A 23,223-nucleotide genomic window follows, 5' to 3' on the forward strand; every position below is an offset into this window, starting at 1 on the left:
GGTTAACTTTGTACACGTATATGCATGTACGAGAGACCCAGGGTGCCCGTTGAACACCGAGATGTCGCGAAAGACGCTTCTGAGGCGTGAACTTCTGGCCGCGCGGCGCCTTCTGACCGAAGAAGACGTGAAAAGCGCCGCAGCGGTTCTGTCCCGGACCGCATCGGGTCTCCCGGAGCTGTCCGGGGCCCGTACCGTCGCCGCCTACGTCTCGGTGGGCAGCGAACCGGGCACCCGCACGCTGCTGGACGCGCTGCGCGCGCGGGGCGTACGGGTGCTGCTGCCGGTGCTGCTCCCGGACAACGATCTGGACTGGGGCGTGTACGAGGGCGCCGACCGGCTGGTCCGGGCCGGGCGCGGGCTGCTGGAGCCGGGCGGGGAGCGGCTGGGCCGCGATGCCGTGCTGGCGGCCGACGCCGTCCTGCTGCCGGGGCTCGCGGTGGACGCGCACGGGATGCGGCTCGGCCGCGGCGGCGGCAGCTACGACCGGGTCCTGGCCCGGCTCGCGGCGGCGGGGGCGCACCCGGCGCTGGTCGTCCTGCTCTACGACGACGAGGTGGTCGCGCGGGTTCCGGCGGAACCGCACGACCACCCCGTGGACGTGGTGGTGACTCCGGCCGCGATCCGCCGTACGGGCCGCGGGGCGGACCGTACCGGGAGCGGGGCGGGTCCGGCGGCCGGACACCCTGTGATCGGGCGGCCGGCGGCCGGGGGGACGGACCCTACGGTTTGAGGGTCAGGACGTCGGTCGTCGACTCCGCGACGGCGTTGGTACCGAAGGACCAGTCGAGCAGTTCGCCCTTGGCCCACTTGTCGGTCTGATCGGTGTAGTGCGCCGCGAACGCGTGTCCGGAGGCGCCGGTCAGGTTGATCCAGCGGGACTTGTCCCAGTCGCCCACGTTCACCACCATCCGCATCGACGGCACCCACACCACCTCGTAGCCGCCCGCCGCGTTCCAGCCGGTGGCGTTGACCGCGGCCTCGCCGCCGCCGAGGTTCCACGGGCCGCGGTTGAGCAGCTGCTTGAGCAGGCCGGGGCCCTCCTTGCCGAGGGTCTGGTTCTCCAGGTTCAGCTGGTGCAGGCGGCCCCAGCTCCAGCTGTTGATGTCCTTGCCGAGCTTGGCGGTCAGCTCCCAGCGGGCGTCCTTCATCGCGCGGGCGAACAGCTCGTCACGCGTCTCGGTCGCCTCGTCGCGGCCGCTCCTCGGCGTCTTCCACCAGTCGTTGTTCTTATCGTCCAGGAGGTTGCTCACCACCTGGTACCAGCGGTCGCCGCCGTCCGGCTGGGCGCTCTCCGGGGCGCGCTGCCCGCACTCGCGCACCAGCTTGTGCCGCTCGTCGATCGGTCCGGAACCGTCGGCCCGGCGCACGTTGAGGCATTCGCCCTCGACCCGCAGCTCCTTGGGCAGCTTGTTGCCGAAGGCCAGCTTGAGGATGTTGCGCCAGACCGCGTTGAAGTACGCCGCCGCGGCCGAATCGGGCTCCTGGGTGTAGCGCCAGCCCTCCAGCAGCTTCTGCGCCTCGCGCACGCTCTTGTCCGAGATGTTGATCTTCGTCAGCTCGGGCACCAGCAGCGTGGCGATCGCGCTGGTGTTGTCCATCTGCATCTTCTGCATGTCTTCGGTCGAGATCTTCCCGCCGCCCTTGATCTTCGACTCGATGAGGTCGTTGATCCGCTGGCTGCGGGCGCCGTATCCCCAGTCCTTGGTGAGCAGGTGGGCGTACTTCTTCTCGTCGATGACGGCCTGGTTGGCGGTGACGATGTAGCCGCGCTTCGGGTCGAGCTCGTAGGGCAGCTCGTCGAACGGGACCGGGTCCTTCTCCCAGCCGTACTTCGAGGACCAGCCGGGGCTGGGCATCGTGCCGTCGCCGCTCTTGCGGACCGGGATCTTGCCGGGGGCCTGGTAGCCGATGCTGCCCTTGGCGTCGGCGTAGATGAGGTTCTGCGACGGCACCTCGAAGTGCTCGGCGGCCTTGCGGAAGGAGGGGAAGTCCTTGGCGCGGTTCAGCTCGAAGACGGCGTCCATGGAGTGGCCGGGGTCCAGCGCGGTCCACCGGAGGGCGACCGCGTAACCGGCCGCCCGGTCCGGGGCCGTGCCCGTGACCGGGGCCTTCTGGCCGACCTTCTCCATCTCGCTGCTGCGGTCGGAGACCAGCGGGCCGTTGTTGGTCTCACGGATGGTGATCGTCCGGCTCTTGCCGCCCGCGACCTTGATGGTCTCCGTGCGGGTGGTGAACGGCTCGACCTTGCCGTCGTACAGGTAGCCGTCGTCGGAGACCTTCTCCAGGAAGAGGTCGGTGACGTCGGCACCGAGGTTGGTGAAGCCCCAGGCGATGTCCGCGTTGTGTCCGATTATCACGCCGGGCATGCCGGAGAAGGTGTAGCCGGCGGTGTCGTACTGGCACTTCGCGCTGGTCTCACGGCAGTGCAGCCCCATCTGGTACCAGAGCGAGGGCAGCATCGGCGCCAGGTGCGGGTCGTTGGCCAGCAGCGGCTTGCCGGTGGTCGTGTACTTCCCGGAGACCACCCAGGAGTTGGAGCCGATGCCGTTGCCGTTCGGGCCGAGCAGCGACGGGATCGTGTCGAGGGTGTCGGAGAGCGAGGCGAGCTGGGTGTTCAGGCCCTCGGTGGCACCCTGCGGGGTGTCGGATCCGAGGCCGGACGACGACGGGGTCGCGTCCGGGTCGTACTTCCCGGTGACCGGGGAGATCGCGCCTTCCTCGACGATCGGCTTGTGGTCGCCGTACGGGTAGGACGGGTACAGGTCCGCGATCTGCTTCTTGTCGAGCCTGCTGTACATCAGCGAACGGTCGATCTCGTCCTGCATGTTGCCGCGCAGGTCCCAGGCCATCGCCTTGAGCCAGGCCACCGAGTCGACCGGGGTCCACTCGCCCGGCTTGTAGTCGTTGGTCAGGCCGAGGGCGGCGTACTCGACGGAGATGTCCTTGCCGTCGCGCCCCTTGAGGTAGGCGTTCACGCCGTCCGCGTACGCCTGGAGGTTCTTCTTGGTCTCCTCGGACAGGACCTTGTCGTACTCCTCCTGGGCGACCTTGCGCCAGCCCAGCGTGCGCAGGAAGGCGTCGGTGTCGACCTGGCCGGAACCGAACATCTCGGAGAGCCGCCCGGCCGTCATGTGGCGGCGGACATCCATCTCCCAGAAGCGGTCCTGCGCGTGGACGAAGCCCTGGGCGCGGAACAGGTCGGCGTCGGAGTCCGCGTACAGCTGCGGAATCCCGTAGCTGTCGCGCTTGACCTCGACGTCGCCGTCGAGACCGTCGAGCTTGATCGTCCCGGTGGTCTGCGGGTACGAGGCCCGCACGGTCGAGACGGACCAGAACGCGCCGTAACCGATACCCGCGACAAGCGCCAGCACCAGAACGATCACGATCAGGCGGGCGCGGCGCCCCTTCTTCCTACCGGTCTTCCCACCGGCGGAACCGGTGGTACCGGAAGAGGCGGTTGTATTGGCGGGCATCGCTGTCCTTCGAGGGGCAGGTGGTCCTGGGAAGTGCAGGAGCAACCATAGGCGCCCCGGCGGGGCCGTTCCGACGCCGGTATCGGAATGGTTCGAATTCCATGGCGGTCGCATGAATGAACGAACCCGTCAAGAAAGCGTTAAAGATTAGGTAAGGTAACGAAGTATCGACCGCCGACGACCGATGCCGAGGTCCGGTCCGGTCGAGTCGGCACAGCCGCTCGAACCGGCCGATCCGGCAGGCGCACGCAGGGAAGGAACAGCCACTGACTGTCCACACGCTCAACGAACTCCTGCTCGTCTGCTCCCTCGTCCTGCTCGTCGCGGTGGCCGCGGTGCGCATTTCGTCCCGCAGCGGCCTTCCCAGCCTGCTCCTGTACCTGGGCATCGGCATCGCCATGGGGCAGGACGGCTTCTTCGACGTGAAGTTCAACAATGCGGAACTGACCCAGGTGATCGGGTACGCCGCACTTGTCGTGATCCTCGCCGAAGGCGGTCTGGGCACGAAGTGGAAAGAGATCAGACCCGCGCTGCCCGCCGCCGCGGTGCTCTCGACCGTCGGAGTCGGGGTGAGCGTGGGCGTCACCGCCTCCGCCGCGCACTATCTGGTGGGCCTGGACTGGCGGCAGTCGCTGATCATCGGCGCGGTCGTCTCGTCGACGGACGCCGCCGCGGTCTTCTCGGTGCTGCGCAAGGTGCCGCTGCCCGCCCGGGTCACCGGCGTGCTGGAGGCCGAGTCGGGCTTCAATGACGCCCCCGTGGTGATCCTGGTGGTGGCCTTCTCGACCAAGGGGCCGGTGGACAGCTGGTACCTCCTGGTCGGCGAGATAGCCCTGGAGCTCGCGATCGGCGCTGCGATGGGCCTCGCCGTCGGCTGGCTCGGCGCGTTCGGACTGCGCCGTGTGGCGCTGCCCGCGTCCGGCCTCTACCCGATCGCCGTGATGGCGATCGCGGTGTCCGCGTACGCGGCGGGCGCACTGGTCCACGGCAGCGGCTTCCTCGCCGTGTACCTGGCCGCGATGATCCTCGGCAACGCCAAACTGCCGCACTGGCCGGCGACCCGCGGTTTCGCGGACGGGCTCGGCTGGCTGGCCCAGATCGGCATGTTCGTGCTGCTCGGGCTGCTGGTCACGCCGCACGACCTGTACGACGACTTCTGGCCCGCCGTCATCGTGGGGCTGGTGCTGACGATGGTGGCGCGCCCGCTGGAGGTCTTCCTCTCGCTGGTGCCGTTCCGGATGCCCTGGCAGGAGAAGGTGTTCATGTCCTGGGCGGGCCTGCGCGGCGCCGTGCCCATCATCCTGGCGACCATCCCGATGGTGTCGGACGTCGAGGGCTCCACCCGGATCTTCAACATCGTCTTCGTGCTCGTCGTCGTCTACACCCTCATCCAGGGGCCGACACTGCCCTGGATGGCGAAGGTCCTGAAGATCGCCGACGACCCGGCCGAGGCCGCCGACCTGGGCATCGAGTCCGCCCCGCTGGAGCGGCTGCGCGGCCATCTGCTGTCGGTGGCCATTCCCGCGAAATCGCGGATGCACGGCGTGGAGGTCGGGGAACTGCGACTGCCCGCGGGGGCGGCGGTGACCCTGATCGTGCGGGACGGAAAGAGCTTCGTACCAGCGCCCTCCACGGTGCTGCGGCGCGGCGACGAACTGCTCGTGGTCACCACCGACCCGGTGCGCGACGCGGCGGAGCAACGGCTGCGCGCGGTCGGCGAGGGCGGCAAGCTCGCGGGCTGGCTGGGCGCCACCGGCAGCGGCGGCGAGAACCTGGCCGGGCCGCACGTGGCCCAGGACATGGCGCACGCGCTGAAGGCCGTGAAGAGACTGGGCAGGGCCGACGGCCCCCGGACGCACCACTGAGAGCGCACCACGCAGGACACAGCACTGAGGGGCGTCACGGAGGACGCAGCGCTGAGGGGCGCATCACGGAGGGCGCACCATTGACAGCACACCGCTGAGGACCAGAAACACGGACGCCCGTCTTCGTGCGGATGCCCGTCCGCACGAAGACGCCCGTCCGCATGAGGACGGGCGTCTGTATGAGGACGGGCGTCTGTATCATGAGCAAACGTCTGGTCGGTCCCCGTCACGGGGTCGGCCACGCGCTTGACCACCCCGAACGACCAACTCTGCCTGATGCAGAGCTGGCGCGACCGTATGGCGGTCGTGGCGTACTCCGCCTCTTGCTGAGCGCCCGGCATCTACCGCAGTTCCGCGCGAAGAGGACAGCTCTCGGCAGCGCCCGAACGAGTCGGCACCCCATGCCGGCCCGGACCGACGGGCGCTCGGCCACCAGGCGGCAGAAAGGCATGGACCGTGGCATCCACGGTCACCGACCGCCCCGGATACGGGCAGCTGCTGCGCACCCCGGGTGCGTGGACGTTTCTCCTGCCGGGCTTCGCCGCTCGGCAGCCCTTCGCGATGCTGACGATCGGCATCGTGCTGCTGGTCCAGCACACCACCGGCTCGTACGGCAGCGCGGGCGCCGTCGCCGCCGTGACCGGTGTCTCCATGGCCCTGTTCGCCCCGCAGACCGGCAAACTCGCCGACCGTTTCGGGCAGCGCGCCGTACTGCTGCCCGGCGTTCTGGTGCACGCGGCGTCCGTGTCGGCGCTGACCGCTCTGGCGCTGGCGGAGGCGCCCCTGTGGGCCCTGTTCGTGGCGGCCGTGCCGACCGGTGGGTCCGTGCCGCAGGTCGGGCCGATGGTGCGGGCCCGCTGGGCGGCCCTGCTGGGCGCGGCGCCGGGCCGCGAGGCATCTCCGCTGATGTCCACCGCGGCCGCCTTCGAATCGGTGACGGACGAGTTCACCTTCGTCATCGGCCCGGTCCTCGCCACCGCGCTGTGCACCGGCGTGCACCCGGCGGCCGGCCTGATCGCGGAGGCCGGTCTGACACTTCTCGGCGGCCTGCTGTTCGCCGCTCAGCGTCGCACCCAGCCCGCGGTGCGCACCACCTCGTCCGGTACCTCCGAACGGCACGCGTCCGCGCTGTCCGTACCCGGGGTGCGGGTGCTCGCGGTGTCCTTCCTGGGCATCGGCGCGGTCTTCGGCGGCATGCAGGTCTCCCTGACGGCGTTCGCCGAGGAGATCGGCCACCCCGGGGCGAACGGTCTGCTCTACGGGATCTTCGCGGCCGGCAACATGCTGGCCGGTATCGCCTGCGGCGCCATCGCCTGGCGCAGCGGACCGCGGCGGCGCCTGATCGTCGGGTACACCGCGCTGACCGTCACCGCGTCCGGGCTGTGGGCCGTGCACTCGGTGTTCCTGCTCGCCGGGCTCGGCCTGCTGGTCGGGCTCTCCATCGCCCCGGCCCTGATCAGCGGCTACACCCTGGTCGACGCGCTGGTGCCGGGGTCGGCCCGGACCGAGGCGTTCACCTGGCTGACGGGCTCCGTCGCGCTCGGCCAGGCCGCCGCGGTGACGGTCGCCGGGCGGCTGGCGGACGCGCACGGCGCCAGTACGGGCTTCCTGGTGCCGCTGGTGGGGACCGTGCTGGCGCTGGTGACCCTGGTGACGTTGCGTTCCAGGCTGGCGACCACCGCTCCGGGACGGACCGTGGCACGTGGTATCGGTCACCGGAAGTCCGTCACGGTGGACTGAGCCGTCGGAATACGTCACTATGGAACGTCGTTAGCACTCATTGAGTGAGAGTGCCAGGAGGAGCAAGTGCCGACCTATCAGTACCAGTGCACCGAATGCGGCGAGGGCCTTGAGGCGGTGCAGAAGTTCACCGATGATGCCCTTACCGTGTGCCCGAACTGCGAAGGACGCCTGAAGAAGGTGTTCTCGGCGGTCGGTATCGTCTTCAAGGGCTCCGGTTTCTACCGGAACGACAGCCGCGGCTCGTCGTCGAGCAGCTCGACGGCGTCGTCCTCGGCCAAGAGCTCCGGTTCCGGTTCGTCCGACTCCTCGTCGTCCGCGTCGACGGGGTCCGACACGAAGTCGTCCGCCTCCTCCGCCCCTGCGGCGTCCTCCTCGTCGTCCTCGACGAGTGGTTCGTCGGCCGCCTGAGCCGGACCGCTCCGCCGCGCGAACTTTCCCCCGGGACCCCGCCGAACTCGTCGGCGGGGTCCCGGGCGTTTTTCCGCGCCATTACTGTGATCGCATGGTGAACGCAGAGATCGGTGTCATCGGCGGCTCGGGCCTGTACTCCTTCCTGGAGGACGTGACGGAGGTGCGGGTGGACACCCCGTACGGGCAACCGAGCGATTCCCTCTTCCTCGGCGAGGTCGGCGGTCGGCGGGTCGCGTTCCTGCCCCGCCACGGACGCGGCCACCATCTGCCGCCGCACCGCATCAACTACCGGGCCAACCTGTGGGCGCTGCGCTCCGTCGGGGTGCGCCAGGTCCTCGGTCCGTGCGCGGTGGGCGGTCTGCGCCCGGAGTACGGGCCGGGCACCCTGCTGGTACCCGATCAGCTGGTGGACCGCACCAAGAACCGGACGCAGACGTACTACGACGGGCAGACCCGGGCCGACGGCGCGCAACCGAACGTCATCCACCTCGGCTTCGCCGATCCGTACTGCCCCGAGGGCCGCAGGGCCGCGCTGGCGGCGGCGCGCGCGAAGAGCTGGGAACCCGTGGACGGCGGAACGCTGGTGGTCGTCGAGGGGCCGCGCTTCTCGACCCGGGCGGAATCGCGCTGGCACGCGGCGATGGGCTGGTCGGTGGTCGGCATGACCGGGCATCCGGAAGCAGTCCTCGCCCGTGAACTGGGCCTCTGCTACACCACGATGACGCTGGTGACGGACCTGGACGCGGGGGCCGAGGCCGGGGAGGGCGTCTCGCACGACGAGGTGCTGAAGGTGTTCGCGGCCAATGTGGACCGGCTGCGCGCGGTGCTCTTCGACGTGGTGGCCGCGCTGCCCTCGGAGGCCGAGCGCGCCTGTCCGTGCTCGCGCGCCCTGGACGGTATCGACACGGGGATCGAGCTTCCCTGACGGGGTGAACCGGGCCGGAGGCGGGGCGAACCGGGCCGGGACGGGTGAACGGGCCGGAGGCGGGGCGAACCGAGCCGGAGGCGCGGCGAACCGGGCCGGGACGGGTGAACGGGCCGGCAGCAGAAGACCGGGCCGCCAGTGGCAGCGGGAGCGGGAGCGGGAGCGGGAGCGGGAGCGGGAAAGCCTGGCCGGAGGCGGGGAGCCGCGCGTGCCGGGAGCGAGACGGCCGGACCGGGAGCGGGAGGGTCGGGACGGCCGGGCCGACGTATGAGGTCGGTGACGGGTGGGGCGTGAGTGGGGGACCGCGTTGTCCACAACGTGGGCCCTGTCCACAGGCCCGAGCGGGAATCGCGCGGACTGTGGATCGTGGGAGGCGTCCGTCCGAACTCCTCCTCGCAGGTGGTGCCGATCATGTTCGCCTCGTCCCAGTCGCCGACTTCACCCCGGCCTCTCCCGCCCCTCCCGTGGTCCGGGCCTCCCCCGTCGTCCGGGCCCCTCCCGTCGTCCTCCGGTGCGTCCACGCCATCCACGCCGTCTCCGATGCCTCCGACGTACCCGGTGTCTCCGACGTGCCCGGCCGGTCCCGGCCCCCTCCCGGACTCCGCTCCTCCGCCGCGCCGGGTACCCGCGTTCGAACCGCTGCGGGTGAGCGGAGGCGCCACGCACCGCCTGCGGCGGGCGGTGTGGTGCCGACGCCGCGCGACGGCCGCCGGGCTGGCCCTGACGGCTGCCGCGCTCGCGGCGACGGGCCTGGGCGGGGGCGGTACGGACAGCGGTGCCGCACACGGTGCCGGGACGGCTGCGGGGAGCGTGGTCGGGTCGCCGCCGGAGCGGGCTCGGCGCCCGCCGCCCTTGGCCTCCGCACCGATCCGGATCGCCGACGCGGGGACGGTGCGACTGCTGCGTCCGGGAGACCTCGTCGATGTCATCGCCGCGGAAAGGACCGGGACCCGGGCACGTGTCCTGGCGAAGGGGGTGCGCGTCGCGCGTGTGCCGCGTCCTCAGGACGAAGGGCTCGCGCAGGGCGGCGCCTTGATCGTGCTGTCCGTCCCCCGGAACACAGCCACGTCGCTGGCGGGTGCCGGCATGTCGACCAGTCTGGCGGTGATCCTGTGCTGATTCATACGCGCCAACGGCCTCTTCGCCACCGAACGGGCGCCGATCGGACGTTTCCCTCATCCGCTGTCGTAAGTCGCGGAGCGGTTTGCCCCACACCGGGTGCACGTGGCTCCACGCACTGCGCACGTGAAGAAAGGCTCACCCGCGAGCGTGAAGAAGACAATTTGCGTGCCGGAAGGAATCGCCGCCTTCCCGATGCGCGGCAATGCGGTCGACCTTGCGGTCGCCGTCGGCAGCGGTGCCGCGTCCACGCAGATCGTGACCGCGTGCGTCAAAGGAATCATCAACCCGCTGGTCGGGGCCACGACGCAGGAGAACCGGGGGCGGCGTCGCCGGTCCACCGCGGAGCGGGGTGCTCAGATGTGGTGGGGCGGCTTCTCGTCCAGGAAGCGCGCCAAATCGGCGGCGCTGCCACCGGCCGGGGCCCGCTCGCCCCACCCTCGGTCCGTATCGTCCGCGGACTGCTGGTCCAGCGGATCGTCGAAGACCAGAGCCGGTCTCGGTCTCGGCCGGTCCGGCTGCGACGGCTTCGAATCACGCGGGCCGGGGGCAGGGGCGGTGCTCATGCATCCAGGGTACGGCGGCCTTCAACGATCCTTCGGGTCGAGCCGCCACAGCCCGAGCACCACCAGGAACGACAGGCAGAGAAATGCCGCACCCCACCAGGCCGTGCCGGTGCTGCCCTCCATGCACGCGTCGATGACGACGGTCAGGCCCCAGAGCTGTCCGACGACCACGGTCATCGCCCGTGCCGGCCGGGCCGTCAGTTTCGAGGAGCGCTCGGGCTCCTGCTCGGTTCCCGCGCCCGGGCCGGGGCCGGTGTGGCGGACCCGGGGATCGCCGTAGCCGCTGGTGGCACGGATCTGCGGATAGCGCCGGTGAACCGGGCGATTGGTGGGCCTGGGTCAACTTCAGCTGGTTCGCCTCCGCCTACGACACCGACGACCCGCTGTACCGCGTGGTCACGCTCGTCCAGATCACGGGTGTGCTGATCCTCGCCGCCGGGGTTCCGCGCGTCTTCGACGCGGGCGACTGGACAGTCGTCGTCATCGGTTACGTGGTGATGCGCATCGCACTGACCAGCCAGTGGCTCCGTGCCGCGCACTGCACCCGGGGCGCCGAGCGGCGCGTCGCATTGCGGTACGCCACCGGTATCGCGGTGGTGCAGTTGGGCTGGATCGCCATGCTGCTGCCCGACACCGCGTCCGGCGGAGCCCGCGCGGCCGTCTTCGTCGTGCTCGTACTCGCGGAGACGTCCGTTCCGGCGATCGCCGAGCGCGGCCGCTCGACAAGCTGGCACCCGCACCACATCGGCGAGCGGTACGGACTGTTCACGATCATCGTGCTGGGTGAGACCATCGCGGCTGCCACGGTCGTGGTCCAGGAGGCGCTGGACGAGCACGACGCGCTCGGCGCGAACTGCTGCCGATCGCCGCGGGCGGGCTGCTGATCGTCTTCTCCGCCTGGTGGATCTACTTCGCCGTGCCCATCCATGACTATCTGCGAGGCAGCAGGGAAGCGTTCCTCTGGGGTTACGGGCACCACCTGGTCTTCGGTTCCGCGGCCGCGATCGGTGCGGGCATCGAGGTCGCGGTGGAGGAGGCCGTGGGCAAGGCGCATGTCTCGACCGAGGCGGCCGCCGCCGCGGTGACCGTGCCCTCCGCGATCTTCCTGCTGACGGTGTGGGCGCTGCACGCACGGCACTTCAAGCGCGATCTCGCGGAACAGCTTCCCCTGCCCGCGGCTGCTGCGGCCATCTGGGCTGCACGTTCGCCGGACCGTGGGCGGTCTTCGCGGCCGGCCTGGTGGCCGCAGGAGCGGTTGCCGCCGGAACACTGCTCTCCCGGGGGTCGGTCTCGGCAGGATGAGCACCCGGACGGGAACGCGGATGGGAACGTGGACGAGCGTGAACGGGGCAGCGGGCGAGGTGGCGGGTGGGATGGCTGGGCGGTGGCAACGGGGCGGGCGGGGCATGTGAAGGCATGTGAGGGCGAGTGAGGGGTGTTGGGGCCGCCGACGGCGGACAGCACGAGGAACAGGAGTCGCGATGGCGGAAGAGGCAGCGGACGAGCCGACGGCAGGGCTTCGGGAAGGGCAGGGGTCCGCGGACCCCTGCGGCACCACCACCGGGCCGCTCGACGCGCTGACCGATGTCGCCGGGCTGCGCGTGGGCCACGCGCGGGTGGCGGGCGCGGGTGCGCTGAGCGGCACCACCGTCGTCCTCGCCCCCGAGGGCGGCGCGGTCGCGGCCGTCGACGTGCGCGGCGGCGGCCCCGGCACCCGGGAGACGGACGCGCTCGATCCGCGCAATCTGGTGCAGCGCATCGACGCCGTCGTCCTGACGGGCGGCAGCGCGTACGGGCTGGACGCGGCGTCCGGGGTGATGGCGTGGCTGGAGGAGCGGGGACGCGGGGTACGGGTCGGCCCCGATCCGGCGCAGGTGGTGCCGGTGGTCCCGGCGGCCTGCGTCTTCGATCTGGGGCGGGGCGGCGACTGGCGGGCCCGCCCGGACGCCTCCACCGGCCGGGCCGCGGTGGAGGACGCGGCGGGCACGGGTCCGGGGGCACCGGTCGCCGAGGGGAATGTCGGCGCCGGAACAGGCGCGGTCGCCGGTGGGCTGAAGGGCGGGGTGGGCACGGCGAGTGTGCGGCTGCCGTCCGGGATCACCGTGGGCGCTCTCGTCGTGGTGAACGCGGCGGGCTCGGTGGTCGACCCGTACACGGGCGTGCTGTACGGGGAGTACGGCGCCGCCGAACCGCCTGCGGTCCCGGCGCCCGAGGTCCACCGCGCGGCGCGGCAGCGCCTGGCCGAGGCCCGGGAGGCCGGTCCGGGGCGTCCGCTCAACACCACGCTCGCGGTCGTCGCCACGGACGCCGATCTCACCCGGGCCCAGGCGCAGAAGCTCGCGGGCACGGCGCACGACGGACTGGCTCGCGCCATCCGCCCCGTGCACCTGCTGACCGACGGGGATACCGTCTTCGCGCTGGCCACCGGTGCCCGATCGCTCGATCCGCGGAACCCGGTCGCGCTCAACGACGTGCTGGCGGCCGGTGCGGACTGTCTGACCCGTGCCATCGTGAAGGCTGTCCGTGCGGCTCGCGGGGTCGAGGCCCGGCACGGGGGCACCGGACTGCTCTCGTACAACGATCTCTACGGCACGGCGCCATCCCCGAATCGGTCGGCGGGGACCGCGTCTGCGCACCTCCGCCCCGCTCCCGACTCGCCTGCGGGGTAGGGAAGTTCGGACGAATCATCAGGAACCATCCGTGCGCGCCAATCGTTTTTCTGAACCCCGGTCACGATGTCGGAGCCAGGGACTACGTTATGCACGCAGCAAGTAACACGCGGCAACGGCCTGGAGACAGCACCTTGAGCGATCCGTACGAGACAACCGAGCAACACCTCGAGCGACTCCTGCGACGGGCACTCAACTCTTTCGACCTGCCCGACAACACGGTCGAGAGACTCGGTACCGCGCTCGCCCACAGCAGTTCCCTGCACTCCTCGCACCACAGTTCCGTTCTCCATCGCGAGACCTACCGGCACACGTACCTGCTGTCCGACGGCGCCGCGCTGACGCTGTGGGAGCTGGTGCACAGCGGTCCGCGGGAGACGACGGACCCGTGGGCCCGGACGGAACCCGAATTCCGGCACCACGAGGTGTACGACGACGAGGCCGACGCCCAGGTCGCAGCCGTCCGGCTGGACGGCCGGCTCGGGGAGGTCCCGGTGTTCGGGGACGACGGCCCGCAGGCCGACCTGGAGACGCTCACGATCCTGATGGCGGCTCCCCCGACCGTGCTACCGCGGACGTACGCCCCGGACAACTCGGCCGACCACGCCCGCCGCGTGCTGCGCCGCGCGGAGAACGGCGACGGCCCCGGTGAGGAGACGGCCCGGCTGCTGCGCGCCGCCTTCGCCCACCACATCACCCAGGTCTTCGGCCGCCAGTGCCAGGTGAACGGGCGGGACGCCGGATTCACCCTGTACGAGCACGCCTTCCTGCTCCTGGACGGCAGTGAGACGAGCCTGTGGGAGGTCGAGCACACGGCCACGCCCGACGGCCGTCACATGTGCGAGGTGTACACCGACGAGGACGCCGCACGCGGCGCCATGGAGAGCCGTATCCGCATCTGCTGATCCGGCGGGCCCGGGCCGGAAACGAGCCGGGCCCGAAAAGGGCGTACCGCCTCCACCCCGCACACACGCCGGTGCCCGCACCCTTCGGGGAGCGGGCACCGGCCCGTATGCGGCCCTCGTCAGTGTCGAGTGCCGTTCCGGGCTCGGGAGGCCGGGCCAGGCAAGGGAAGCCCTCCGGAAGACCTCGTGAGAAGACCTCACGGGAAGACCTCACGGCGTCGGCACAGGAGTCCTGTCCGGCGCGGCATCCGCATCCGAGACCGAGTGGGTTCGGCTTCCGGTTCCGGATGCGATTTCGGTTCCGGGTGCCGCTCCCGGTTCCCGTGCGGTTCCGGTCCCCGGCGCGGATACGGTGCCGGCCCTGTCGCCGTCGTCCGCGGGTCGGCCGCGCACCGGGCCGCTGCCCTCGGGGCCGCCGGTCACGGCATCGCCGCCGCCCTCCAGGTGCTGCCGCGGCCGCGCGGGCAGCGCGAACATCACCAGGAAGATCACCGCGAGCACCCCGGCCACCCACCACAGCGAGTGCCGGAACGCCTCGGCGAAGGCCGGGCCCGCCTGCTGCGGGGCCAACCGGTCGTCGATCGACCCGAAGAAGACCACCGCGACCAGACCGAGCCCGATCGCGTTGCCCATCTGCTGCACGGTGTTGATGAGGCCCGAGGCCGACCCCGCGTGCTCCTTCGGCACCTCGGACAGCACCGCATCCGTCAACGGGGCCACGATCAGCCCCATGCCGAGGCCCATGACCAGCAGCGGCGGCGCCATCTGCCAGGACGTGATGCCCATGCCGTACCGGTCGGCCTCCACCGTGTAGAGCAGCAGACCGGTGATCATCAGCAGCACACCCGTCTGGAGGACCTTGCGCCCGAACCGGGGCACCAGCTTCTGCACGGAGATCCCGGCGGCGGCCGAGACGGCGACCGAGAACGGAACGCCCGTGAGACCTGCCCGCAGCGCGCTCCAGCCGAGCCCCATCTGCATGTAGAGCGTCCAGACCAGGAAGAAGATGCCGAGCCCGATACCGAAGGTCAGCTGCACCGCGATACCTGCCGCGAAGCTCTTGATCTGGAAGAGCGACAGCTCGATCAGCGGCGAACCGTCCTTGCGCGCCTTCGCCCGCTCGAACAACACCAGCACCAGGAACACCAGCAGGCTGCCGACCATCGACAGGTGACCCCAGAGCGGCCAGCCCAGCTCGCGTCCCCGGGTCAGTGGGTAGATCAGCATCAACAGGCCCAGCGTCACCAGGACGACCCCGACCAGATCGAGCCGGAGCGCCTTCGGCGCCTTGGATTCGGTGATGAACCTGCTGCCCAGGACCAGCCCCGCGACACCGACCGGCAGGTTGATCAGGAAAATCGGACGCCAGGCGAGACCGGCGATGTCCCACTCGGTGAGCAGCGCGCCCAGCAGCGGCCCCATGACCGCGCCGAGACCGACGATCGCACCGAAGAGACCGAAGACCTTGCCCCGCTCGTGCGCCGGGAAGGTGGCGTGCACGATCGACAGCACCTGCGGAACCATGAGCGCGGCGGTGCCGCCCTGGAGGATGCGGGACGCGACGAGCATCTCCGGGTTCACGGCGAAACCGCAGAGCGCGGAGGCCAGCGTGAAGCCGCCGATGCCGATCAGGAACAGCCGCTTGCGGCCGTGGATGTCGCCCAGGCGACCACCGGTGATCAGTCCGGCCGCGAAGGCCAGGGCGTATCCGGCGGTGATCCACTGGATCGAGGTGAACGAGGCGCCGGTGTCCTGCTGGATGCTCGGGATGGCGACGTTGACGATCGTGACGTCGACGAGGTCCATGAAGGCCGCCGTCATCACGATGGCGAGCGCGAACCAGCGTCGCCGGTCCGATGCGGGCGGAGCAGCCGCGGCTACCGGTGAGGTGGGAACAGCCGAGACGGCTTGAGCAGCCGGGCCGGCCTGGGCAGCAGCGACGGCCGATGACCCGGCCGACGGAGGCTGCGGAGTTGCGGAAGAAGGCATGCGAAGAAGTTAGACAACCATTAGGTCAGATCATGACCCAATAAGTGGGCATCCTGGTGCGGTGACCGATCCGGTCGCCGCGGACCCATGTGCGGCCGACGTCCGGACGCCGCCGACACGAACCACGAACGGCCGTCACTCCGGTACGACCTCCGCTCCGACACGAGGGTGAGCCCATGACCGATACCCCGGCACGACTGCTGAATCTGTTGTCGCTCCTCCAGACGCCGCGCGAGTGGCCGGGCAGCGAGCTCGCCGAGCGGCTGGACGTCAGCCCGCGCACCATCCGCCGGGACATCGACCGGCTGCGCGACCTCGGCTATCCGGTCGAGGCCACACGGGGTTCGGTCGGCGGCTACCGCCTGGTCGCGGGCACCGCCATGCCGCCGCTGCTGCTCGACGACGAGGAGGCCGTGGCCATCGCGGTGGGCCTGCGGGCGGGTGCGGGGCACGCCATCGAGGGGGTCGACGAGGCATCCGTACGCGCGCTGGCGAAGCTGGAGCAGGTGCTGCCGTCGCGGTTGCGGCACCGGGTCTCCACCCTGCAGAACGCCACGATGCCGCTGACCCGGGGCGACGGATCGACGATCGACCCGCACACACTGACGGTGATGGCGTCGGCCGTCACCGGGCGGGAACGGCTGCGGTTCGCCTACCGGGCGGGGGACGGCGCCGAGACGAAGCGCGAGGCCGAACCGTACCGGCTGGTGAGTGCGGGGTGGCGCTGGTACCTCGTCGCGTACGACCTGGGGCGCGAGGATTGGCGCACGTTCCGGGTGGACCGGATCAGCGAGCCGTTCGCGACCGGGGCCCGGTTCACCCCGCGCGAGCTCCCCACGGGGGACGCGGCGAAGTTCCTCAGCAGCTCCATCACCCGGCGGCAGCCGGGGCTGGTGGTCGAGGCGACCTTCGCGGCCCCGGCCGACTTCGTCTCCGCCCGGCTGCCTGCCGCGTTCGGCCCCCTGGAACCCGTTGCCGGGAACGGGTGCCGGATGCGGGCGGAGCTGTCGGACTCGCTGGAGTGGGTGGCGCTCCGGCTGGCCCTGGTGGACTGCGAGTTCACCGTCCACGAACCCGCGCGACTTGTGGATTACCTGAGAGAGCTGGGTGCCCGGCTGAACCGCGCCACGGCGCGCTGACCCGCCACCGCCGGGCCGGGAGAAGGGGGAGAAGGAAAGGAAGGCGGGGGAAAGGAAGGCGGGGGAAAGGAAGGCGGGGAAAGGAAGGCGGGGGAAAGGAATGAGCCCCGGCGCCAGGGGGGGGGTGGGCGCCGGGGCTCAGCTCTGGGCATCGCACGGGGCGACGCTCGGGGGTCACGCGAGGCGACCCATTTCGGAGGTTACTGGACAACAACTCACGCCGCGGCGTCAAAACCCGTGTCGTGGGCCATTCGCTTCAGTTCGAGCAACGCGTGCTTCTCGATCTGGCGAATCCGCTCGCGGGTCAGGCCGTGCTGCTTGCCCACCTCGGTGAGGGTCCGTTCACGGCCGTCCTCGATGCCGTACCGCATGCGGATGATGGACGCGGTGCGGTTGTCGAGCTTGCCGATCAGATCCTCCAGCTCCTCGCTGCGAAGGAGTGTCATCACCGACTGCTCGGGCGACACCGCGGAGGTGTCCTCCAGCAGATCGCCGAACTGGGTCTCGCCCTCGTCGTCCACGGACATGTTGAGGCTGACCGGGTCACGGGCCCAGTCCAGGACGTCGCCCACGCGCTCCGGCGTGGAGTCCAGCTCGGCGGCTATCTCCATGTGCTCGGGCTCGCGGCCGTGCTCGCGGTTGAACTCGCGCTGCACCCGGCGGATCCGGCCGAGCTCCTCCACCAGGTGGACGGGGAGCCGGATCGTACGGGACTGGTCGGCGATGGAACGGGTGATCGCCTGGCGGATCCACCACGTCGCGTAGGTGGAGAACTTGAAGCCCTTGGCGTAGTCGAACTTCTCGACCGCGCGCACCAGGCCCGCGTTCCCTTCCTGGATCAGGTCGAGCAGGGGCAACCCGGCCCGCGGGTAGCGGCGGGCGACGGCGACGACGAGCCGAAGGTTGGAACGGATGAATATGTCCTTGGCGCGCTCGCCCTCGGCGACCAGCGCCTCCAGCTCCTCGCGCGTCGCTCCGCCGGCTTCGCTGTCCACCACGCCGTCGAGTATCTGCCGGGCGTAGACACCGGCCTCGACGGTCTGCGACAGCTCGACCTCCCTGGCGGCGTCGAGCAGCGGCGTACGCGCGATCTCGTCCAGGTACATGCCGACCAGGTCGCGATCGGCGATTTCTCCGCCCGCTGCGCGAACACTGCTTGCCCGGCTGGTCCCACCGGTGGCGGACGAACGACGGGCGACGGCACGGGTTGCCATGCGAGCTCCCTTGCTGAGTAGGTCGCGACACCCTCTCGGGTGCCCTGCATCCGAAGGAAACAACGACTGGAATCCGGACAGAATTCCCATGCCCGACACTCATTTTCGCGATCATGCAGTACCCTGCTGTGCCGCATCGCGGTACGCATGCCGGACATCCGAGCAGAAGCGCAGGTCAGGCGGACGTCGAAGGTGTTCCGGGGCCGCTCGCGAACCTCTGCGGGACCGCGGCGCGTGAGACCGCCGTCACGTTCCACGCCCCCTCACACCCGAACGGTGGCGACCCCGGCTTCGTTCCCGTCCCGCACACCCCACCGGGTACCGCCGGCCACCGGGGCGCGGTACCCGGTGGCGGGAGGCGACCGGGACAAAGTCCCCAGGGCCCCCGCACGGGTGCGGTCTACGTCCACGGCCCGTTACACGGCCCGGACCGCGTCCCTACCGTGTGTGCGTATGGGTGACGCCACGACGGATGACGCCACGCACAACGGCTTCGAGGGCACGCACGACGGCACCGCATCCCTCACCCACGACGACGACCGCACGGGCACGCTCGACGAGGCGCTGGAACGGCTCCCCAGGGCGGGCCCCGAGCGGGACGGCCAGCTGAGCAACCACGCCCCGATGGCCGTCGAGGCGCTGGTGCGGCACGGCCAGGCACCGGCCGTCCACCGGTGGATCGACCACTACCGGCACAAACTGGAGGACATGCCCGGCACGTCGTCGGACGTGACGGCGGAGAACTGGCACGAGGCCCTGGGCGACCCCCGCCGTATCGCGGACTGGACGGCGTATTTCGAGCGGGAGACGGCCGAGCGCCCCTGGCGGGACGTCCTCGCCGAGTGGTGGCCCCGGTTGCTGCCCGGCATCGCCGCAGGCGCCACCCATCCGGCGATCCGGGTCGGCCACGCCGTGCGCACCCTGCTCACGGGCCCGGCGAGCGCGCCCCGCATCGTCGAGCCGGCACACGGCCTCGGCTACTGGGCCGCCCGCCACCAGCCACTGCCCGTGCTGACCCCGCTGCCGCCCGCGGCCGACACGGTGGCGGCACTGGATGCCGTGCCCTGCGTGTCCGAGCAGAGCGGCGGCATCCGGGAACGGCCGGCGCGGCTCACCGGGTTCCCGGTGTGGCCGCAGCGCTCCCCCGTCGGCCCGGACGAGGCGCGGACCCGCCTGGAGGAGCTGGTTCGGGCGGCGACCCACCGTTATGCCACGTACGGATACGGCGAGCCGATCATGCTGGTGCACGCGGCGACCGCCCCCAACGCCGTCCTGCGCGTGCTGCCCGCGCTGCCCCGCCCCCTGTGGGCGCCGAGCCTGGAAGCCGCCTGGGCGGCGAGTGCCGCGGTCACCGCCGCGTACGCCCCTGCCGAGCCGGCTCCGTACCCGCACGCGGCCTCGTCCCCGGCCGACGGACCATCCGTGTCCGCCGAGGAGCTCTTCGCGCGGGCGGCGGCGCACGGCGACGACCACACCATCAAGTTCACCGACACCGCGTGCGACGTCGGCGACACCGCGGCCCTCACCGCCGCACTCCGCACGATCGAACTGAACCCGCCCGCACTCTGACACACCCCGGTACGGGGCAGCGGCCGGACCGGGCCGAGGAGGGCCCGGACCGAACCGGGGGCGGGGTCCGCCCGCGCGTCCCCGGTCCGGCAGCCCTCAGCCGAACTGCACGGAGCGCTTCGCGAGTCCCATCCAGAAGCCGTCGATGACGCTGCGCCCCCGGTCCAACTCGTTCTCCGCGGCGCCGAGCGTCACGAAGAGCGGGGCGAAGTGTTCGGTGCGCGGGTGGGCCAGTCGACCGGCCGGCGACTTGTGCTCGAAGTCCAGCAGCGCGTCGACGTCCTGCGCGCGGAGCGCGCGGTTCCCCCAGTCGTCGAACTCCGCCGACCATCCGGGCGTGCCGCCCGCGTGGCGCAGGGCCGCGAGGTTGTGGGTGAAGAAGCCGCTGCCGACGATCAGGACGCCCTCGTCGCGCAGCGGCGCGAGCTTGCGCCCGATGTCCATCAGCTTCCGCGGGTCCAGCGTCGGCATGGAGATCTGGAGTACGGGGATGTCGACGTCCGGGAACATCTCCACCAGCGGAACGTACGCCCCGTGGTCGAGCCCGCGATCCGGGATGTCCTGCACCGGCGTACCGGCGCCGCGCAGCAGCTTCCGTACGTCCTCCGCCAGCTCCGGGGCGCCCGGGGCCGCGTACCGCACCCGGTAGTAGTGCTCGGGGAATCCCCAGAAGTCGTACACGAGCGGGATGGTCTCCGTCGCGCCGAGGGCGAGCGGCGCCTCCTCCCAGTGCGCGGAGACCATCAGGATCGCGCGGGGGCGGGGCAGACCGGCCGACCAGGCGGCGAGTTCGCCGGGCCAGACGGGGTCGTCGGCCAGCGGCGGCGCCCCGTGGGAGAGGTAGAGGGCGGGCATGCGCTCCGCGGTGACAGTCATGGCACTCCCCATCCGCTGCTGCTCACGGTATGTCTTCTACAGGTCTCTTTCGAGAAGGAGGATTCTTTAATCTTCAAGCTCCTACCTTCGGAGACCTTATCTCTATCTAGTTAAACTTTCAAGAAAAGGTCTACAGTGGAGTACATGACCACGGCAGCACCCTCCGGCGAACCGCGCTGGCTCTCCGACGAAGAGCAGAGAGTGTGGCGCGCGTACCTCCACGCCACCACGCTCCTGGAGGATCACCTCGACCGCCAGTTGCAGCGCGACGCCGGGATGCCGCACATCTATTACGGACTGCTCGTCCAGCTCTCCCAGGCACCGCGCCGCCGGAAGCGGATGACCGAGCTGGCCAAGGACGCCAAGATCACCCGCTCCCGGCTCTCGCACGCCGTCGCGCGGCTGGAGAAGAGCGGCTGGGTGCGCCGCGAGGACTGCCCGTCCGACAAACGCGGCCAGAACGCGGTCCTCACCGATGAGGGCTTCGAGATGCTGCGCCGTTCCGCGCCGGGCCATGTCAGCGCCGTGCGCCAGTCGATGTTCGACCGGCTCACACCCGAGCAGATGCATTCGCTCGGCGAGATCATGCAGGTCATCGCCGCCGGACTGCAGCCGGAGGGCACGGACGCCGATCTTCCCTGGCTGCGGTGAACACCGGCCCCGGTCGCGAGGGGACTCACGGCCACGGGAAGCTCCCCGTCGCAAGGCGTGTCACGGTCACGGGAAGTTCCCCGTCGCAAGGGGCCCCACGGCCATGGGGAGTTCGCCGGTCGCCGGGCTCTCCCGGTCACCGCAAGGGCTTCCGCTCCCGGTCACGGGGGATTGCCCGGTGATCGGGGATACGGCCGGTGCGGGCCGGGAACGGCGCTGCCCGGCTCCGTCGGGCGGAACCGGGCAGCGTGGACGGCACCCACCCGGACAGCGCGTCGCCGTGCACCGTCCGGCCCGTGTCAGTGGGCGACGACCGGGACCCTGACCTCGTCCGCGACGCCCTCGGCCCCGCGCGGACCGGACACCGTGCCGGTCGCGTTCGCCTCGGGACGTCCGGCGTTGACGAGGGTCACCGCGATCGCGGCGGCGGCCACCAGGATGCCGACGGCCCACCAGATGGCAGCGGTGAAGCCGTGGACCATCGACTGGAGCTTCAGCAGCTCCGGGTCGGCGGCGCCGAGCGCGGCGTGCGAGGTCGCGTAGGCCGTCGCGGCCGACGCGGCGACGGTGTTCAGCAGCGCCGTACCGATCGCGCCGCCCACCTGCTGCGAGGTGTTGACCATCGCGGACGCGACACCCGAATCCCGCGGCTCGACCCCGTGCGTGGCCAGCGACATGGCGGGCATGAACGCCGTACCCATGCCCAGCCCGAGCAGGAGCTGCGCCGGCAGGACGACCCCGGTGTAGGAGGAACCGACCTCCAGGCGCGTCAGCAACAGCATGCCGACGGCGGCCAGCAGGAAGCCGGGGCCCATGAGCGCCCGCGCCGGAACCCTCGTCATCAGCCGGGCACCGATCTGCGTGGAGCCGGTGATCATGCCCGCGATCATCGGAAGGAAGGCGAAGCCCGTCCTGATCGGCGAATAGCCCTGCACGATCTGCAGGTAGTAGGTCAGGAAGAGGAACAGGCCGAACATCGCGATGACGGCCAGCCCCAGCGAGAGGTAGACACCGCCGCGGTTGCGGTCCAGAACGACACGGAGCGGCAGCAGCGGCGCGCCGATCCGGGCCTCGGTCACGACGAACGCCAGGAGCAGCACGGCGGACGCGACGAACATGCCGATGGTCAGCCCGTCCGACCAGCCGGCGGACTCGGCACGGGTGAATCCGTACACCAGGGAGACCAGGCCCAGGGCGGACAGGACGACACCCGCGATGTCGAGCGACGAGCGGTTGCGGCTGCCGGCCGGTTCCCGGATCACGAAGTACGCACCGACGGCGGCGAGCACGGCGAACGGGATGTTGACGAAGAAGGTCCAGCGCCAGTTCAGCGTCTGGGTGAGGAAGCCGCCGAGAATCAGGCCGACGGCACCGCCGCCACCGGCGATCGCACCGTAGATACCGAACGCCTTGGCGCGCTCCCTGGCATCGGTGAACATCACGGGGAGCAGCGAGAGCGCGGCCGGGGCGAGCAGTGCGCCGAAGACGCCCTGCAGGGCACGGGAGCCGAAGAGCATTCCCTGGTTCTGCGCCGCGCCACCCAACGCGGAGGCGAGCGCGAAGCCGATCAGGCCGACGACGAAGGTCCGCTTGCGGCCCCAGAGGTCGGCGATCCGGCCTCCGAAGAGCAGCAGTCCGCCGAACGCGAGGGCGTAGGCGGTGATGACCCACTGCTTGTTGGCGTCGGAAATCCCCAGGGCCGTCTGGGCGTGCGGAAGCGCGATGTTCACGATCGTGGCATCGAGCACGACCATCAGTTGCGCGAGGGAGATGAACGCCAGCGCCTTCCAGCGGCTGGGGTCCGGGAGTCGAAGGTCACCTGATTTCGGCATGGGGGTATCCACCTGAGGACATATGAGGGCGCGCGGGCGCGCGCGAGCATGCACCGGGACTCCGGCGCGAGGACGGGAGGACGGGAGGACGGGAGGTGAAAGAAGACGCGTGGAAAAGTCGTGGAAAAAGTCGTGGGAGGGCGAGTGGGAGGAGCAGGCCGGAAAAGTGGTGAAAGGGGGCGGGTCGATGAGGAAGAACGCGTGGCGAAAGCGGTGAGGACGGGTGGCGAGAGCGCCCCGGTCCGGTGCCGCGGCTCAGCCCCCCGGCGCGGGC

17 protein-coding genes and 3 pseudogenes are annotated in these 23,223 nt (G+C 70.9%); 13 read left to right on the plus strand and 7 right to left on the minus strand.

From position 1 onward, the window contains the following. Positions 1-49: 49 nt before the first annotated feature. The gene (locus ACFC79_RS12200; protein WP_376238570.1) at positions 50-733 is read left to right on the plus strand and encodes a 5-formyltetrahydrofolate cyclo-ligase; all 684 of its coding nucleotides are present in this window, start codon (positions 50-52) and stop codon (positions 731-733) included. On the opposite strand, the gene ACFC79_RS12205 is transcribed toward ACFC79_RS12200, so the two are convergent. Continuing rightward, the gene (locus ACFC79_RS12205; protein WP_376238573.1) at positions 723-3,476 is read right to left on the minus strand and encodes a penicillin acylase family protein; all 2,754 of its coding nucleotides are present in this window, start codon (positions 3,474-3,476) and stop codon (positions 723-725) included. The two genes, ACFC79_RS12200 and ACFC79_RS12205, sit on opposite strands and share 11 nt — an antisense overlap. Positions 3,477-3,802: 326 nt before the next feature. On the opposite strand from ACFC79_RS12205, the gene ACFC79_RS12210 reads away from it, so the two are divergent. The 6 genes and pseudogenes from ACFC79_RS12210 to ACFC79_RS12235 form a co-directional block, all read left to right on the plus strand. Beyond that, positions 3,803-5,341, plus strand: a complete 1,539-nt coding sequence (locus ACFC79_RS12210; protein ID WP_376238575.1) for a potassium/proton antiporter — start codon at positions 3,803-3,805, stop codon at positions 5,339-5,341. Positions 5,342-5,797: 456 nt separating this feature from the next. Next, on the plus strand, positions 5,798-7,081 hold the full coding sequence (locus ACFC79_RS12215) for an MFS transporter (protein ID WP_376238578.1): 1,284 nt from the start codon (positions 5,798-5,800) through the stop codon (positions 7,079-7,081). Between the two features lie 66 nt (positions 7,082-7,147). Next, complete coding sequence (locus tag ACFC79_RS12220; RefSeq protein ID WP_376238580.1) at positions 7,148-7,492, plus strand: FmdB family zinc ribbon protein; 345 nt, start codon at positions 7,148-7,150, stop codon at positions 7,490-7,492. Between the two features lie 94 nt (positions 7,493-7,586). After that, complete coding sequence (locus tag ACFC79_RS12225) at positions 7,587-8,420, plus strand: S-methyl-5'-thioadenosine phosphorylase (protein WP_376238582.1); 834 nt, start codon at positions 7,587-7,589, stop codon at positions 8,418-8,420. A gap of 645 nt (positions 8,421-9,065) precedes the next feature. Continuing rightward, positions 9,066-9,539, plus strand: coding sequence for a hypothetical protein (locus ACFC79_RS12230; RefSeq protein ID WP_376238584.1), 474 nt, complete (start codon positions 9,066-9,068; stop codon positions 9,537-9,539). Positions 9,540-9,734: 195 nt separating this feature from the next. Then, positions 9,735-9,842: pseudogene (locus tag ACFC79_RS12235) on the plus strand (MscL family protein); the annotation flags it as partial. Positions 9,843-9,895: 53 nt separating this feature from the next. Here the strand turns inward: ACFC79_RS12235 and ACFC79_RS12240 are convergent. After that, a complete protein-coding gene (locus tag ACFC79_RS12240) occupies positions 9,896-10,105 on the minus strand; it encodes a hypothetical protein (RefSeq protein ID WP_376238586.1) in 210 nt (69 codons plus the stop codon). Between the two features lie 21 nt (positions 10,106-10,126). Next, positions 10,127-10,432: pseudogene (locus ACFC79_RS12245) on the minus strand (hypothetical protein); the annotation flags it as partial. Between ACFC79_RS12245 and ACFC79_RS12250 the strand changes: the two are divergent. From ACFC79_RS12250 to ACFC79_RS12260, 3 genes and pseudogenes are all read left to right on the plus strand, one after another. Next, a pseudogene (locus ACFC79_RS12250) lies at positions 10,432-11,407 on the plus strand (low temperature requirement protein A); the annotation flags it as partial. The pseudogenes ACFC79_RS12245 and ACFC79_RS12250 overlap by 1 nt on opposite strands. A gap of 179 nt (positions 11,408-11,586) precedes the next feature. Continuing rightward, positions 11,587-12,774, plus strand: coding sequence for a P1 family peptidase (locus tag ACFC79_RS12255; RefSeq protein WP_376238588.1), 1,188 nt, complete (start codon positions 11,587-11,589; stop codon positions 12,772-12,774). 134 nt (positions 12,775-12,908) lie between these two features. Continuing rightward, positions 12,909-13,679, plus strand: coding sequence for a DUF6227 family protein (locus ACFC79_RS12260; protein WP_376238591.1), 771 nt, complete (start codon positions 12,909-12,911; stop codon positions 13,677-13,679). Between the two features lie 210 nt (positions 13,680-13,889). On the opposite strand, the gene ACFC79_RS12265 is transcribed toward ACFC79_RS12260, so the two are convergent. After that, positions 13,890-15,500 (minus strand): MFS transporter, encoded by a 1,611-nt coding sequence (locus ACFC79_RS12265; protein WP_376238941.1) that lies wholly within the window; start codon positions 15,498-15,500, stop codon positions 13,890-13,892. Positions 15,501-15,844: 344 nt separating this feature from the next. On the opposite strand from ACFC79_RS12265, the gene ACFC79_RS12270 reads away from it, so the two are divergent. After that, positions 15,845-16,807, plus strand: coding sequence for a helix-turn-helix transcriptional regulator (locus ACFC79_RS12270; protein WP_376238594.1), 963 nt, complete (start codon positions 15,845-15,847; stop codon positions 16,805-16,807). A 215-nt stretch (positions 16,808-17,022) separates the two neighbouring features. Here the strand turns inward: ACFC79_RS12270 and ACFC79_RS12275 are convergent, their stop codons facing one another. Then, entirely contained in the window at positions 17,023-18,021 is a 999-nt protein-coding gene (locus ACFC79_RS12275; RefSeq protein WP_376238597.1) for an RNA polymerase sigma factor RpoD/SigA, read from the minus strand. Between the two features lie 453 nt (positions 18,022-18,474). Between ACFC79_RS12275 and ACFC79_RS12280 the strand changes: the two genes are divergently transcribed. Then, the gene (locus ACFC79_RS12280; protein ID WP_376238600.1) at positions 18,475-19,590 is read left to right on the plus strand and encodes a questin oxidase family protein; all 1,116 of its coding nucleotides are present in this window, start codon (positions 18,475-18,477) and stop codon (positions 19,588-19,590) included. A gap of 96 nt (positions 19,591-19,686) precedes the next feature. Here the strand turns inward: ACFC79_RS12280 and ACFC79_RS12285 are convergent, their stop codons facing one another. Next, positions 19,687-20,466: a dioxygenase gene (locus ACFC79_RS12285; RefSeq protein WP_376238602.1), complete on the minus strand. Its 780-nt coding sequence runs from the start codon at positions 20,464-20,466 to the stop codon at positions 19,687-19,689. Positions 20,467-20,601: 135 nt separating this feature from the next. Between ACFC79_RS12285 and ACFC79_RS12290 the strand changes: the two genes are divergently transcribed. Then, positions 20,602-21,117 carry a MarR family winged helix-turn-helix transcriptional regulator gene (locus tag ACFC79_RS12290; protein WP_376238605.1) on the plus strand — a complete coding sequence of 172 codons (516 nt, stop codon included), beginning with the start codon at positions 20,602-20,604 and terminating at the stop codon, positions 21,115-21,117. 299 nt (positions 21,118-21,416) lie between these two features. On the opposite strand, the gene ACFC79_RS12295 is transcribed toward ACFC79_RS12290, so the two are convergent. After that, positions 21,417-22,949, minus strand: a complete 1,533-nt coding sequence (locus tag ACFC79_RS12295) for an MFS transporter (protein ID WP_376238607.1) — start codon at positions 22,947-22,949, stop codon at positions 21,417-21,419. Between the last annotated feature and the right edge of the window lie 274 nt (positions 22,950-23,223).

The sequence above is a fragment of the Streptomyces sp. NPDC056061 genome, from assembly GCF_042266885.1.
In the GTDB taxonomy this organism is placed as follows: Bacteria; Actinomycetota; Actinomycetes; order Streptomycetales; family Streptomycetaceae; genus Streptomyces.

Excerpts from the sequence above, each read along its gene's own strand:
- ACFC79_RS12205 (WP_376238573.1), bottom strand. The coding sequence starts at position 3,476 with ATGCCCGCCAATACAACCGCCTCTTCCGGTACCACCGGTTCCGCCGGT.
- ACFC79_RS12225 (WP_376238582.1), top strand. The coding sequence starts at position 7,587 with ATGGTGAACGCAGAGATCGGTGTCATCGGCGGCTCGGGCCTGTACTCC.
- ACFC79_RS12240 (WP_376238586.1), bottom strand. The coding sequence starts at position 10,105 with ATGAGCACCGCCCCTGCCCCCGGCCCGCGTGATTCGAAGCCGTCGCAG.
- ACFC79_RS12255 (WP_376238588.1), top strand. The coding sequence starts at position 11,587 with ATGGCGGAAGAGGCAGCGGACGAGCCGACGGCAGGGCTTCGGGAAGGG.
- ACFC79_RS12265 (WP_376238941.1), bottom strand. The coding sequence starts at position 15,500 with ATGACGGCGGCCTTCATGGACCTCGTCGACGTCACGATCGTCAACGTC.
- ACFC79_RS12270 (WP_376238594.1), top strand. The coding sequence starts at position 15,845 with ATGACCGATACCCCGGCACGACTGCTGAATCTGTTGTCGCTCCTCCAG.
- ACFC79_RS12275 (WP_376238597.1), bottom strand. The coding sequence starts at position 18,021 with ATGGCAACCCGTGCCGTCGCCCGTCGTTCGTCCGCCACCGGTGGGACC.
- ACFC79_RS12280 (WP_376238600.1), top strand. The coding sequence starts at position 18,475 with ATGGGTGACGCCACGACGGATGACGCCACGCACAACGGCTTCGAGGGC.
- ACFC79_RS12285 (WP_376238602.1), bottom strand. The coding sequence starts at position 20,466 with ATGACTGTCACCGCGGAGCGCATGCCCGCCCTCTACCTCTCCCACGGG.
- ACFC79_RS12295 (WP_376238607.1), bottom strand. The coding sequence starts at position 22,949 with ATGCCGAAATCAGGTGACCTTCGACTCCCGGACCCCAGCCGCTGGAAG.